This window comes from Tundrisphaera lichenicola, assembly GCF_051175385.1.
In the GTDB taxonomy this organism is placed as follows: domain Bacteria; phylum Planctomycetota; class Planctomycetia; order Isosphaerales; family Isosphaeraceae; genus Tundrisphaera; species Tundrisphaera lichenicola.
Genome location: NZ_CP195106.1, coordinates 5,232,197 through 5,246,248, shown reverse-complemented (window position 1 = coordinate 5,246,248; position 14,052 = coordinate 5,232,197). Strand labels below are relative to the sequence as shown.

The window sequence follows — 14,052 nt, the reverse complement described above, 5'->3', positions numbered from 1 at the left end:
GGTTGAGGGTTGGATACGATCCTGAGACTGTCGGGGATCTCCAAATCCTTCGCGGGAGTTCATGCTCTCCGGAACGTCTCGTTCGATCTCCAGGCGGGTGAGGTCCACGCGCTGGTCGGCGAGAATGGGGCGGGCAAATCAACGCTGATCAAGGTGATCACCGGGGCACATCGGCCCGACAAGGGGAGCCTTGAAGTCTCCGGGCGACCGGTAGAATCGAATGACCCCGTCCTGGCTCGATCGCTCGGGATCGCCGCGATCTATCAGCAGCCCGCGCTTTTTCCCGATCTCACCGTGGCCGAGAACATCGCCATCGGACTGGAACCTCCCGGAGCCTGGCGTTCGATCCGTTGGAAAGTTCGAAGGACTAGGGCCCGGGACCTCCTGGAGCGAGTTGGGGCTTCGATCGACCCCGAGACTTTGGTCCGGCGTCTCACGATGCCCGAACAACAACTCGTCGAGATCGCCCGGGCCCTCGGGGCGGACGCTCGGATACTGATCATGGACGAGCCTACTGCATCGCTGACCGATCAGGAGGTCGATCGACTCTTCCGGGTGATTCTCGACCTCAAGTCGCATGGCGTCGGGATCATCTATATCTCGCACAGGCTGGAGGAGCTGCCACGAGTGGCCGATCGGGTCACCGCGCTCCGTGACGGCTCTCTGGTCGGGACGCGGCCAATGGGGCAAGTGGATCGGGGCGAACTGATCCGGATGATGGTCGGCCGGGAACTCTCCGCGGTCTTCCCCAAGGTCGAGGTCCCGATCGGTGAAATTGCCCTGGAGGTCAAAGGACTCGGCTGCCGGGAATCGGGGATCCACGACGTTAGCTTCCAGGTCCGCGAAGGGGAGATGCTCGGACTGGCCGGTCTGATCGGTGCCGGGAGGACCGAACTGGCGAAGGTAATCTTCGGTCTGACCCCGGCCGATGCGGGAGTCATCCTACTGGATGGGGAGAAGGTCGAGATCGACTCTCCGGGAAAGGCTGTCGAATCGGGGATCGCTTATGTTCCCGAAGATCGTCGGAAACACGGGGTGATCCTGGAGATGTCGGTGGCCAGCAATGCCACGCTCGCCACGCTCGATCAGGTTTCGACCCTGGGGATGATCGACTTCGGAAAAGAGCGTGAGGTCGCCGCGGATCTGATCCAGCGGCTCGGGGTGAAGACGGCGTCGATGGTGTCTGCGGTCGGCGACCTCTCGGGGGGGAATCAGCAAAAGGTGGCCCTGGCTCGATGGCTGGCGGCAAGACCTTCGGTCCTAATTCTCGACGAACCGACCCAGGGGGTGGACGTGGGAGCCAAGTCCGAGATTCACCGGTTGATGGGGGACCTGGCCGCGAAGGGGATGGCGATCGTGATGATCTCATCGGAGCTACCCGAGATCCTCGGGATGAGCGACCGGGTGGCCGTGATGCGCGGCGGGACAATCGTCGGGACGCTCGGACGATCGGAGGCGACCCAGGAAGCCATCCTGGAACTGGCCCTTGGACAGGTCGAGGTGGCCGCTCCATGATCGGTAAATATCGTCGCGAGTTCTCAGTAGCCTTCGCCTATTTGTTGATTCTCGGCTTCCTGGCGCTGGAGGTCCCCCAGTTCTTCGACGGCAGGGCTCTCTTGGTCCTTGCCGTGAAGAACGCCCCGGTCCTCGTCGCCGCGGTGGGTATGACCCTGGTCATCCTCTGCCGGCAGATCGACATCTCGATCGGATCGCAGGCCAGCGTTTGCGCGGTGACGGCCGGCTTGCTCGCGAAGTCGGGGATGCCCATGCCGGTGGTCGGGTTGGGGACCTTGCTGGTCGGCGCCGGATTGGGGGCTTGTAATGGGTTGCTCGTGGCCGGACTCGGGCTGCCTTCGATTGTGGTGACATTGGCTACCCTGGTGATCCTCAGGGAATCGCTCCGCTATCTCCGCGAGGGGGCGTTCGTCCGAGAGCTCCCGAGTGGATTTCAGTGGTTCGGGGTCGGGCAGGAGACTGGGCAGTGGTTCGTCGTTGGGATCGGTCTCCTGGTCCTTCTGTTTGTGGCCTGGGGGATGAGAAATCTGGCAGCGGGCCGATCCATCTACGCCACCGGTTCGGATCCCGAGGCCGCTCGGCTGGCCGGTCTTCGACCGCGAGCGGTCACGTTCTGGATCTTCGTCGCGATGGGGACTCTGGCCGGTCTCTATGCCCTCCTGGAAGTCATCCAGTTGCCGGAGGTCGACCCCAAGACCGGGACGGATGGCCTGGAAATGCGAGTGATTGCCGCCGCCGTTGTCGGCGGGGCGGCGGTTTCCGGGGGCCGCGGTACGATCATCGGTACCCTGATTGGAGTCCTGCTTCTCGGGACGATCAACCCGGCGCTCGTCTATCTGCACGTGAGCGCCGAGTGGGAGAAGGCGATCCAGGGGGCGATCATCCTCCTGGCCGTCGCATCCGATGGACTGTCGCGGGAGTCTCGGTGATGACCTCGAACCGACTCGAAGGCCCTCCCCGATGGAGGCCGGATACCTCCCAATTGATCCTGTTGGTGCTCCTCGCTTTCGAGGTCATCTCGTTCTCCCTGATCGGGACCAACTTTCTGACCCTGGGCAACGGATTCGAGATCCTCCGCCTGAGCGTCGAAATCGGCTTGCTCGCGGCAGCCTTGACGCCCGTCATCATCGGCGGCGGGATCGACCTCTCGGTCGGATCGCTGATGGGCCTCTCGGCGGTCCTCTTCGGCAAGATCCATCGGGATCTAGGTCTACCAATCGCCGTTGCGGCCCCATTGACGCTCGTCATAGGGGCGATCGCGGGAGGTCTGAATGGCCTCCTGATCACGCGCTTTCGGATCCCCGCGTTAATTGTGACGCTCGGCTCTTTCTCATTATTCCGGGGGCTGGCCGAGGGCCTGACCGGTGGTGTGGATAACTTTACCGATTTCACCCCCGCGTTCCTATTCCTGGGACAGGGGTATCTGCCCGGCGACATTCCCACCCAGTTGCCGATCTTCGTCCTCGTCGCTGGAGGATTCTGGCTCCTGACACATCGTTCTACGATCGGGCGGACTCTCCAGGCGGTCGGATTCTCGCCCGAAGGGGCCCGATATGCGGGCTTGCCGGTCGATCGGACGGTGGCCCTCTCCTACGTTTTCTCGGGGACGGTCGCCAGCCTGGCGGCGATCCTCTATGTCGCGCACCTCGGTCAAGCGAAGGCCGACGCGGGAACGGGTTACGAACTTCTGGCGATCACGGCTGTCGTCCTGGGAGGGACCTCGATCTTCGGAGGGCGGGGGAGCGTCGGAGGGACCCTCCTGGGACTTCTTGCCATCGCCGTCTTGCAGAATGGCCTGAGATTGGCCGACCTTCCTTCCGAACTGGCCGGTGTGCTGACCGGGAGCCTCCTACTGGCCGCGATCGGCCTCGATCGAAGACCTCGCCATGGTCGAAAACCGGCGCATCCTCCACCGATCCTCCCCGATGAGACCTTGAGCATGAGAAACTCTCAGGTGGCCGTGATCTGCCTCTCGATCCTCGGGGCGGGGCTGCTCGTCGCCGGGACGAATGTCTATCTTCTCGGCTCGCTATCGAAAACCACAGGCCCGGGCGGGCCGACTAAGCTTCGAGTTCTGAACCAGGACAAAGTAAACCTGGAAAATATCGCCGAGCCCCGTCAACTGACCTTCGCCATGATGCCCAAGAGCAAGGGCAACGCCTATTTCATCGCTTGCCGGAAGGGGGCCGAGGAGGCGGCGGCGGAACTCGGGGTCAAGCTGATCTGGGACGGGCCGACCGATCCCGATCCGGCCAAGCAAAACGACATCGTGGATACCTGGATTACCCGTGGGGTCGACGTGATTGCCGTGGCCGTCGAGAACCGCGCGGGGATTTCCTCGGTCCTCCGCAAGGCGATGGCCAAAGGCATCAAGGTGGTGACCTGGGATGCCGACGCCGATCCGGACGCCCGCGACCTGTTCGTCAACCAGGCCACACCTCGGGGTATCGGCGAAGCCCTGATGGATAACGCGGCGCGGGCGATGGGCGGGAAGGGGGAGTTCGCCATCATCACGGCCTCGCTGACCGCGGCGAACATGATCGCCTGGCAGGAGGAGATCGAACTCCGACGATCGAGCAAATATCCCGACATCAAGATGGTCGCCCTCCGTCCCTGCGACGACCTCCAGAAAAAGGCGTTCGACGAGACGACCACCCTCCTGGCGGCCAATCCGGATATCAAGCTGATCATGGCCATCTGCACCCCCGCCGTCCCGGGTGCAGCCGAGGCGATCAAGCAATCCGGGAGGACCGACGTGAAGGTTGTTGGACTCGGGCTTCCCAACAACAACAAGCGATACGTGCACGAAGGGATCACCGAGGCCGTGATTCTCTGGAATACGGCCGACCTCGGTTATCTGACCATCCAGGTCTCCCAGGCGGTGGCTGAGGGGAAACTGAAGGCCGGTGACCCTAACTTCAAGGCCGGGCGTCTGGGGGTCGTTACCCTCGAAGGAGATAACGTCTTGCTCGGTCAACCTTTCCTGTTCCGGAAAGATAACATCGACCAGTTCGATTTCTGAGCTGATCAACCGCGGCCGGAGTGATGAGTAGTTGGCGATCAAGCCCAGCCCCGACGGGGCCGGTAGGGCCGGCGACGATTCAATTTCTCGGGATAAGGCTTGGCTTCCGGATTCTCGGCTGACACACTGATCCGAGGATCGGACCTCTCCCATTCTGACACCCGGAGTCACTCGCGATGCGTCGAGTTCTCGTCTCCTTCGGCTTTTTCACTATGAGCCTCTTTCCCCTGGCGACCCTGGCCGATCCGCCCGGGTTAAAACCCCTGGCGATAGGCTCTCCGGCTCCGGATTTCCGGTTGCCGGGAGTCGATGGGAACTCTCTGGGACTGAGCGACTTTTCATCGGCGAAGGTGCTGGTCGTCGCTTTCACCTGCAACCACTGCCCCACGGCGAATGCCTACGAGGAACGATTCAAGAAATTCACGGACGATTACAAAGGTCGAGGAGTGGCCTTCGTCGCGATCTCGCCCAACGATCCGAAGGCGGTCCGGCTCGATGAACTGGGCTACACCGACCTCGACGACTCCTTCGCTTCGATGAAGATTCGGGCCAAGGATCATGCCTACAACTTCCCTTATCTCTTTGACGGGGAGACTCAGGCCACTTCTCGTGCGTATGGGGTCCTCGCGACTCCGCATATTTTCATCTTCGACGCGGACCGTAAGCTGCGTTATCAGGGTCGTTTCGACGACTCCGAAGTCAAGACGGTGAAGTCGCACGACGCCATCAACGCCGTCGAGGCCTTGCTCGCCGGCAAGCCGGTCGCCGTCGAAACAACCAGGGTTCCCGGCTGTTCGACCAAGTGGGCCGACAAGCAGGAGAGTGCCCGTGAGTGGCTCGCCAAGGCCGATGCCGAGCCGGTGACGCTCGAAACGATCGACGAGGCCGGTATCGCCAAACTCGTGAAGAACGATACCAAGGATTTAGTACTGATCAATCTCTGGGCCACCTGGTGCGGCCCCTGCGTTTCCGAGCTACCCGAACTCGTCGAAATCAACCGGATGTACCGCGGCCGGGCGTTTCGCCTGGTCACCTTGAGCATCGACGAAAAGGACAAGCGAGAAGCGGCCGAGGCAATCCTCTCGAAGAATCACGTCTCGGCCAACAATTACCTGAGTCTTGTGGAAGGGCAGGATAAGTTGGCCGAGGTCCTCGACAAGGATTGGCCCGGTCCTGTCCCGTACACCCTGCTCATTGCCCCCGGCGGTAAGGTCATCTACCGGAAATCGGCCGCGATTGAACCACTGGAACTCAAGCGAGCCATCGTCGGGTATCTCGGAAGGACGTACTGAGCGCGATCGAAGTTGTTCCATATCGACCAGGATCGGAGGGGCTCTGCGTTAGGAGAGCGCCCTCCGATTTGTTTCTGACGATCGGAGCAAGCTCCGTTGGCCCGGCTCTGCCTGTTTCTGGGCTTAACCTCTTATTTCGCAGGGGGTGTCTTGGTAGCCAGGTAGGCGACAAGGTCGCGGACTTCCTTCTCGGTCAACTTTTCGAAGAGGCCCTCTGGCATCATCGACTGGGTGGTTTCCTTGACTTCTTCGACATCCTCAGCCGGCAGTACGACTTTTTCGTTGCTGGTCTGAAGTGTTAGCGTGCGGTCGGTCCGCTCCTGAATGATACCCGAGAGGACACGTCCATCGGCCGTGGCCACGGTGGCCATTCGATATTCGCGAGGAACTAGGGCGCTGGGGTCGAGGACGTTCTCCAGGACGTATTCCAGATTAGCCCGATCCGAACCGGTCAGTTCGGGCCCGACAATGCCCCCTTCGCCGTACAGCTTGTGACACGAGAGGCAAGACCGGCCGAAGATGGCTCGTCCATTAGTTGGATCGGCGGACTTGATTCGGTCCGGGGCCAGCATCGCCCGGTATCGAGCCTTCTCGGACTCTTTCTCGGGATTTGACGAGCGAATCGTCCCCCAGGATCGTCCCAACTTGTCAACGACATTTGGGTCTCCGAGAGCCAGGAGTTGCCGGGCCGTCGTGGCCGATAGGTCGCGTCGAGGAATGACGTCGGAGGCAACTGCTTCGAGCATAGCCAGGGCAAACTTCGTCCTCGACGAAAGGGTGGATATCGCGTCGAGCCGGTCTACCTCGCTAAACCGGGGATATCGGGAAAGGATGGCCTGGGGGATACCCGGATCATCGTAAGATCCGAGGGCCCGCAATGCCGGACCTCGAAGCGGAGGTTGGTCGAGCAATGGGATCAATTGCGGTACGATCCCGGGAATTCGACGTTCCACCAGGAGTTGGAGCGCCCTCCCTCGTCGCTCCAGGGTGGCCGTTTCCTCAGAGAGCAATTTCTTGAGGGATGCGACCGCTCTCTCGTCGTCGAACTGGAGAGCCAGGGCGATCGTTCGATCGCGAATCTGCGGATTTGGGCTCAGGATTAGTTTGTCGTAGGCTCCCGACCAACCTTTGGGCTGGCTGACCGACTTTCTACCCCGGTAGGCCTCAACCAGCCCGTCCATTAGATCGAGCGCCGCAGGTTCATTTTCCGGATCGGCCAGCCACCCGACGACGGCCGAAACACCTCGATCGTCCCCAACCTGGTCGTCCTCCGCGACAATCCGCCGGGCAAAATAACGGCGAATCAGGGGAATCTGGCAATGGCCGGCCAGGTCCACGGCCTTCTCGCGATCGATCCCGGCGATCGGTTCGACCGCATACCAGGCCATCAGCGGAATCGATGCATCCGTAGCGTCTTCCGAATGAGAAAGTAGCCCCTCTGCAATCGCCAGACGATCCCTGACGGGCAACTTTCCCAGCGCAGAGGCGATTTCGAGCCGGACCAGCGGCGAAGGATCGGACTTGGCCAGAGTTGCGAGTTTGTCCTGGAGTGGCTCGCTCGGTTGGCTCTGATCGATCAAGAGCCGGATGGCCCAGGCTCGAATCCACTCTTCGGAATGTTCGGTAAGCTTCAGGAGCGAGGCTTGCTCCAAACCACCAGTCACGAACAGCGTCCAGATCGCCCTCAGCTTCCTGGTGACGACGGGATCATCGGATAGTATGGAGCGGAGCGTCGAGTGGACATCGGCCATGGCATCGCCCTTCGCGGCTCGCTCCTGGAGAATCAGGCGTGATTGACGAACGTGCCATTCGTTGGGATGAGCTTGAAGCCTGGCAAGCTCGATGGAAGCGAGCTTCGATAGGTCGACCGAGATTGATTTCGGAGTTCCATAGGTAATCTTATAGATTCGCCCGTTTTCGCGGTGAGGTCCGTCGTCGTCGTTCTCGTGACATTCCCCGGTGTCGGTCCAGTCGGCGAGATAGGCGCCCCCATCAGGACCGGCTTCGAGATCGATTCCACGAAACCAGGTATCGTTCGCCTTGAGGAAGTCGGGGTTGTGACTGGCGATATAACTGGCTCCCTCGCGTCGAAGCCGATCATTATTCACCCGATAACCGTGCACATTGCAGGTGAACACTGTGTCTCGATAGCGAGTGGGCCAGTTATCTCCCAGGTAGATCATCGCCCCGACATGGGCGTGGCCGCCTCCCGCCTCGCCGTGCTGGCCCAGCCCACCTCTCGAATCGGTCCAGTGACCCCCCGCCCAATGGATGTGATCGGCCGAGGTATTCATCAGATCGTAGGCATATTTATTGAAGTCGGCCCCGAACATCCGCTGGAAGCGTGCACCGGGGATGACCCTGTAAAGGTGCGGTATCACGCAATTCGTGATGAACGCCTGGCCGTGGTCATCGAAGTCGAGACCCCATGGATTCGTCGTGCCGTGGGCAACGGCTTCGAAGATTTTTCGAGTGGGATGATAACGCCAGACACCGCAGTTGATGGGTACTCGGTCGGCATCCGAAGTCCCTGGTCGACCCACCTTCGAATTTGAAAGGATGCCATTACATCCATAAAGCCACCCGTCGGGACCCCAGTTCAGGCTGTTGAATAGATTGTGCCGGGCATTCACGTCCCAACCGTCGAGCTCGACGATCGGCTCACCATCGGGAACGTCGTCCCCGTTGAGATCGGGTATGAAGACCAGATTAGGGGTCTCGCAGGCCCAGACGCCGCCAAATCCCAGGGTCAGCCCGGTCAAGTTGGCCCCTTGTTCCCAGAAAATCTTACGCTTGTCGAACTTTCCGTCTCCATCCGTGTCTTCGAAGATGACGATCCGATCTTTGCCCTCGGGCTTGGTCTGCCAGTTGGGGTAGGAGAAATTCTCGGCGACCCAGAGTCGGCCTCGAGCATCGACGGTCATCGCAATCGGTTGACGAACCTCGGGTTCTCCGGCGAAGAGTGAGACGCGGAACCCTTCTGGGATCGTCATCCGACTCGCCGATTCGGTCAGTGGGACCGGGCCATCGGCGAGTACTGGTGAGGCCAGGAGTGCTAACCCGCAGGCAGTGGTCAGGATTCTGAGCATGGATTGATCCCTAGACAAGCCGGTTCTGACGCGCGACTTCTGCATACCAATGGGCGCTGAGTTTAGGAGTTCGGGTCAGGGTCTCGTAGTCGACACGGACGATCCCAAACCGTTTCGAATAGCCCTCAGACCACTCGAAGTTGTCCATGAACGACCAGAGGAAATATCCCCGGACGTCGAAGCCTTCGTCGATGGCCCGATGGAGCCCGATCAGGTGATTACGGATATACTCGCGTCGGTCGAGGTCGATCACCTCGCCCTCTTCTGTGGCCGAGTCTTCGAAGGCCGCACCATTCTCGGTAATGTAAAAGATCTTGACCCCGAAGACCTCTTGGGCCCAACGGACAGACCAATACAAGACTTCGGGAGTGACACGGAGCCAGGGTAGATCGCCGTGGGGATACTGACGGGGGAAGGGGAGGATTTCGGCCTTACCTGCCCGATCCCCCCGGGCGAAGTCGCCTGCGTAGATGTTCAGTCCGAGGAAGTCGGTCGGGGAGGAGATGATCTCCAGATCTCCGGCCCGGACCTCGGGGGCATCCTGGCCGACCTCTCGTAGGAACGATTCGGGATAATGGCCCAGGAAGACGGGCCCCATGATCTGGCGGTTTGTCCGTTCGTACTCCGCCCGACAGGCCTCGATGTTGGCCTCGGTTTCCACGATTGGCATCGGCGGAGGCGGGAGGTGATTCTGGACAAGTCCCACCAACGATCCGGCGCGGCCGAATTCTCGGACGGCTCGAACGGCGTGCCCATGGGCCAGGATCGCGTGGTGATAGCCTTGGTTTACCAGACGTCGCGATTCACGGCGACCTGGAGCAAAATACCCGTTGTCGTACCCGTTACCAATGAAGCAAGGAATCTCGTTGACTGTGAACCAATGTCCCACCCGATCACCAAGTCGGCCCACGACGATCTCAGCATATCGTTTGAACGCGTCCACTGTTTCTCGGACGAGCCAGCCACCCCGCTCTTCGAGAGGTTGGGGCAGATCCCAGTGGAAGAGCGTGACCCAGGGGGTAATTCCACGAGCCAACAGGGCGTCGATCAGCTTGTCATAGAAGTCGAGCCCCAGCTCGTTGATCGCTCCGTCACCACCGGGGACGACTCGGGGCCAGGCGACCGAGAGGCGATAATTTCGGAGGTTGAGCCCGTGGATCAAGTCGGCGTCTGCCTCGAAGCGGTGATAATGGTCGCACGCGACGTCGAGCGTATCGCCCCCATGAACTTTTCCAGGGATGGTGGCGAATCGATCCCAGACCGACTCTCCCTTGCCATCGACCCTTGCCGCGCCCTCAATCTGGGCCGCGGCCGCGGCCACTCCCCAGATGAAACCTTCGGGAAATTGGTAGGAAGCAGCCATCCCGTTCGGAGTCATCGATGAAGCGCCTGGAGAGGGCGAAAAATTGATTTCGCCCGATCATGACACTCCAGCCACGGCGCCGCAAGGTTGGTGGAGAATGCTCCGCTCCTCGAACCTGTCAGACTCGATCCGACGCCTCGAATCATTTACCTCAGGTGTTGACCAATCGAGACTCCCCCTTGACCATCTGACGGGTCATCGTTGCGAAATGGGTATGCATGATGCACTTGAAGGCGAACTGGAAGAGGAATCGAGGGGGTCTCCTGGCGACGAGGAGTTTTTTGAGATACCTGCCGTAGACTGGTCGATCGAGTTTGGTCCTCGGGTCGAAAAAGACCCGGACGAGCATCCCGACCGCAGCCAGAATGGTCAGTCCCTGGATCTTGAGGTAGTTCCCAAACTGGTGCTTCCGAAGCCAATTCATTTTGGCGTTGGCCAGGGGTAATCTGCCCTGGATGAATAGGGAATCGAATCGTTCGAAGTACGCCTCGGCATCGTAGAGGCGGACCATAAGATCGAGCCACCCATCCCGGAGCGTCTCGACCGACATTTTGAGTGGGATCACGTTGGTGGCAATGTTGGGATCATCCGCAGCCGCGTTGTCGAGTCGGCCCTCGGCCTCCAGTCGGGCATAGAGCGGCGTCTTGGGTATCGCCGAGAGCATGCCCGCCATCGCACCGACGATCCGAGATTTCTGCAGGAATTCGTACTGGCGATCGAAGACCGTCTCGTCGTCGCTATCGAATCCCACGATCATCCCTGCGTAGACCTCGAGGCCGAACTCCTGGACCTTCTTGATCCGATCGACGATCCCGCCTCGCACGTTCTGATACTTCTTGGTCTCTCGGAGTGCCTCTTCATCGGGACTCTCCACGCCGATGAACACGGCCACCATCCCTGCGTCGGCCATCAACTGCATCAACTCGTCATCCTCGGCCAGGTCGAGCGAGGCTTCGGTGAAGAAGGCGAGCGGGAAGCCGTGGGTGTGCTGCCATTCGATGATCGCCCGGAGGATGACTTTGGCAACCTTCTTGTTCCCGATAAAGTTGTCGTCGACCAGGAAGATGACGCGAACCCCCAACTGATGCTGCGCATCAATTTCCGCGACAACCATCTCGGGCGTCTTGATCCTCGGCTTCCGTCCGAAGATGACGATGATATCGCAAAACTCGCATTGAAAGGGGCATCCGCGCGAGGTCTGGACGCATCCCATCGCATATTCTTTGAACTTGACCAGGTCGTAGCGAGGGATCGGCACCTTGGCCATGTCTGTCTTTTCGACCTGCTCGTAACGATATTGGTGGAGCCCTTGTTCCCATTCGCGGAGGAACTGGGGCCAGGTCTCCTCGGCTTCGCCGATGAAGATGACGTCAACGAGTCCGTCGAACCAGTTTTCAGCAACAGTGATCCAGGGACCGCCTACGATCGTGAAGATGTCCCGGGCGTGCAATTCCAGCAAGATCTCGCGCATCCGGTCGCGCTGGACCGTCATCCCGGTCAGTCCGACGATGTCGAATTCTTTCAAGGCGTCGAAGTCGATGTCCTCGATATTCTCATCGATCAAAGTAATCTCATGACCCAGGGGGGTCAAACCGGCCAGGACGGGCAGGGCGAGAACCGGCATGTTTGACTTTTTACCGAGCAACGGCAAACCGTGGTTCAAGCCCCAGAAGGAGGTCGGAAATCGCGGGTTGATCAAGCAGATCCGCGCCATGAGAATATCCTTGAATGGAGACAGGGGAGGGCCCTGTCGTCCTGGGCTGGACGGACAAAAGTAATAACTACGAATTAGAAATTCGTGGACCGATTGTAAGGTTCTTGTCGGCCAATGCGCCGGGTCACTCCGCTTTCTGGGCCGATTTAACCTGTGGAGAAGAACGATATTGGAGTGGAAACGATTGATCTAGGCCTTCAACTTCCCCCAAACCACGTGGTCAATCACCGTCATCGCCAGATCGGGCTGATCCGGGAGATAGTTCCTCGAGCCGGGATCGGTGAGAGTATCCATCTGCTTGCGAAATTTGGAGCCAAGCCTGGGTAAGACACGCTCGCGAAGGTCCTTCAAATATTCGAGGAGAAAAGTTCGCTCCGATTGGCTCAGCGGCGATTGTCGATCCGTCGCGTAAGTCCGGCGCCTAATGTCCCCCAGACCAGCCTCGCCAAATAACTTGCTCAACCTTCGGCCGACGTAGAACTTCCGGGGATTCTCGGAATCTTCTCGGAAATCATCCCATTCGGCCGATCGAATGGCCAGTTCGAGATCGACTGGCCAGGGCAAGAGTACTTGATGCATGGTGTCGTTTTCGAGAACCGCGAGATGGCCCCCAGGCCGAACCACTCGGGCCATGCTTCTGAGGGCTTCGACTGGCTCGGGGAGGCTAAAGAGGCTTTGTGCACACCAGACGAAGTCGAATCGCCCATCGGCGAAAGGTAGCCGATCGATGGAGGCCGCAACGAATCGCGACCGATTGCAACCATCAACCTGTTTGAGCCCGATCCTCGCCTTTTTGAGATAGGCCATTAATAGATCGAGTGCCAGGATCGAACCCGTAGTGCCAACTCGATCCAGAAGCCAGCCCGAGTAGGCCCCATCGCCACAGGCAAGATCCAGAACTTGATCTCCCTCTAAGATTGGCAAATCGCCGATCATCGACCTCAATTCGTTGGCAAACGCGAGATGGTACGCTGCGAGCATCGGTTCGTAATCGGGCAAATCTTCTTCCGGCATCGAGACTTCCATTCAAAATGTGGCGGATCTTTGAACGAATTGAGCCGAAATCAAGCAGATGGCATGCCGAAAACCGGGGGATGACTCCCGCCCTCGCATTGGCTACGATGTGCCGCTCGTCTTGACTTGGAGAGATTGAAGGTCCGACACTCAACCGGGAGATACTTCGATGAAAGTTTCCTTCCTGGCCCTCAGCCTGGCCGTCTCCCTCAGCCTCGTCGTCTCCGATGTCGGGGCCGATGATGCCTTCCACATTGATGCAGTACATTCCTCGGTCCTGTTTCGCATCAAACACATGAACGTCAGTTATGCCTATGGGCGGTTCAACAAGATTTCGGGCAAATTTTCGATTAACGAGACCGACCCAGGCAAAAGCTTCCTCGAGCTGGACATCGACGTCGAGACGATCGACACGGCGAATGAGGCACGTGATCGACATCTCAAAGGCCCTGATTTTTTCAATGCAAAGCAATTTCCGAGCATCAGTTTCAGGAGTAAGTCGGTGAGAAAGGTCTCGACGGGATATACCGTATCGGGCGACCTCACCCTCCATGGAGTCACCAAGCCAGTGGATCTCGATCTAACCGTGGTCGGGACGGGCAAGGGAATGAAAGGCGAGACGATCTCGGGGTTGGAGGGGTCGTTGAACTTGAAGAGGAGCGACTTCGGGATGACCTACATGGTCGGACCCATCGGCGATGAGGTCAGGGTGTCAGCCAGTGTCGAGGGAAGCCATCCATGACTCGCCGTGAATCGAGGCCCCTCCGGGGGTTGTTATGACGATCTTTTCGACAGTACTTTGGAACATAGTCCTACCCGCGTCCGTTTCGGCAGCGGTAGTAGCCCTGGCGATCCGATTGAACCGGCTCGGATGGCATGCGAGGTGGGGCGTTGCCGCGGGCATGGGCCTTGGTTATTTCGCCAGTCATCTCGGGATACTCGGCTGGCCACCGATCCTGGCTATGGATGCCAACACCATCGTGGCATGGATGGCCCTTGGGGCCGCCCTCCAAGGTTCGATTGAAGCCTCCAAAACCCCCGCC

Annotated in this window: 9 protein-coding genes; 5 read left to right on the top strand and 4 right to left on the bottom strand. The window is 59.6% G+C overall.

Annotated features, from left to right (window positions below; all coding sequences use genetic code 11):
• Positions 1-9: 9 nt before the first annotated feature.
• The 4 genes from P12x_RS20495 (at position 10) to P12x_RS20480 (ending at position 5,829) form a co-directional block, all read left to right on the top strand.
• The gene (locus P12x_RS20495; RefSeq protein WP_435006568.1) at positions 10-1,515 is read left to right on the top strand and encodes a sugar ABC transporter ATP-binding protein; all 1,506 of its coding nucleotides are present in this window, start codon (positions 10-12) and stop codon (positions 1,513-1,515) included.
• Positions 1,512-2,444, top strand: a complete 933-nt coding sequence (locus P12x_RS20490; RefSeq protein WP_435006567.1) for an ABC transporter permease — start codon at positions 1,512-1,514, stop codon at positions 2,442-2,444. The genes P12x_RS20495 and P12x_RS20490 overlap by 4 nt, the downstream gene beginning before the upstream one ends.
• Positions 2,444-4,537, top strand: coding sequence for a substrate-binding domain-containing protein (locus tag P12x_RS20485; RefSeq protein WP_435006565.1), 2,094 nt, complete (start codon positions 2,444-2,446; stop codon positions 4,535-4,537). Before P12x_RS20490 ends, P12x_RS20485 begins: the two co-directional genes overlap by 1 nt.
• A 176-nt stretch (positions 4,538-4,713) precedes the next feature.
• Entirely contained in the window at positions 4,714-5,829 is a 1,116-nt protein-coding gene (locus tag P12x_RS20480; RefSeq protein ID WP_435006564.1) for a redoxin family protein, read from the top strand.
• A 131-nt stretch (positions 5,830-5,960) separates the two neighbouring features.
• Here P12x_RS20480 and P12x_RS20475 read toward each other — a convergent pair whose 3' ends face one another.
• The 4 genes from P12x_RS20475 to P12x_RS20460 all read right to left on the bottom strand — a co-directional run bounded on the left by P12x_RS20475 (position 5,961) and on the right by P12x_RS20460 (position 12,931).
• Positions 5,961-8,918, bottom strand: a complete 2,958-nt coding sequence (locus P12x_RS20475) for a PVC-type heme-binding CxxCH protein (protein ID WP_435006562.1) — start codon at positions 8,916-8,918, stop codon at positions 5,961-5,963.
• A gap of 10 nt (positions 8,919-8,928) precedes the next feature.
• Complete coding sequence (locus P12x_RS20470; protein ID WP_435006561.1) at positions 8,929-10,281, bottom strand: GH1 family beta-glucosidase; 1,353 nt, start codon at positions 10,279-10,281, stop codon at positions 8,929-8,931.
• Positions 10,282-10,432: 151 nt separating this feature from the next.
• Positions 10,433-11,995 (bottom strand): B12-binding domain-containing radical SAM protein, encoded by a 1,563-nt coding sequence (locus P12x_RS20465; RefSeq protein ID WP_435006559.1) that lies wholly within the window; start codon positions 11,993-11,995, stop codon positions 10,433-10,435.
• 189 nt (positions 11,996-12,184) lie between these two features.
• A complete protein-coding gene (locus P12x_RS20460; RefSeq protein ID WP_435011702.1) occupies positions 12,185-12,931 on the bottom strand; it encodes a class I SAM-dependent methyltransferase in 747 nt (248 codons plus the stop codon).
• Between the two features lie 247 nt (positions 12,932-13,178).
• On the opposite strand from P12x_RS20460, the gene P12x_RS20455 reads away from it, so the two are divergent.
• Positions 13,179-13,751: a YceI family protein gene (locus tag P12x_RS20455; RefSeq protein ID WP_435006558.1), complete on the top strand. Its 573-nt coding sequence runs from the start codon at positions 13,179-13,181 to the stop codon at positions 13,749-13,751.
• Positions 13,752-14,052 lie beyond the last annotated feature (301 nt).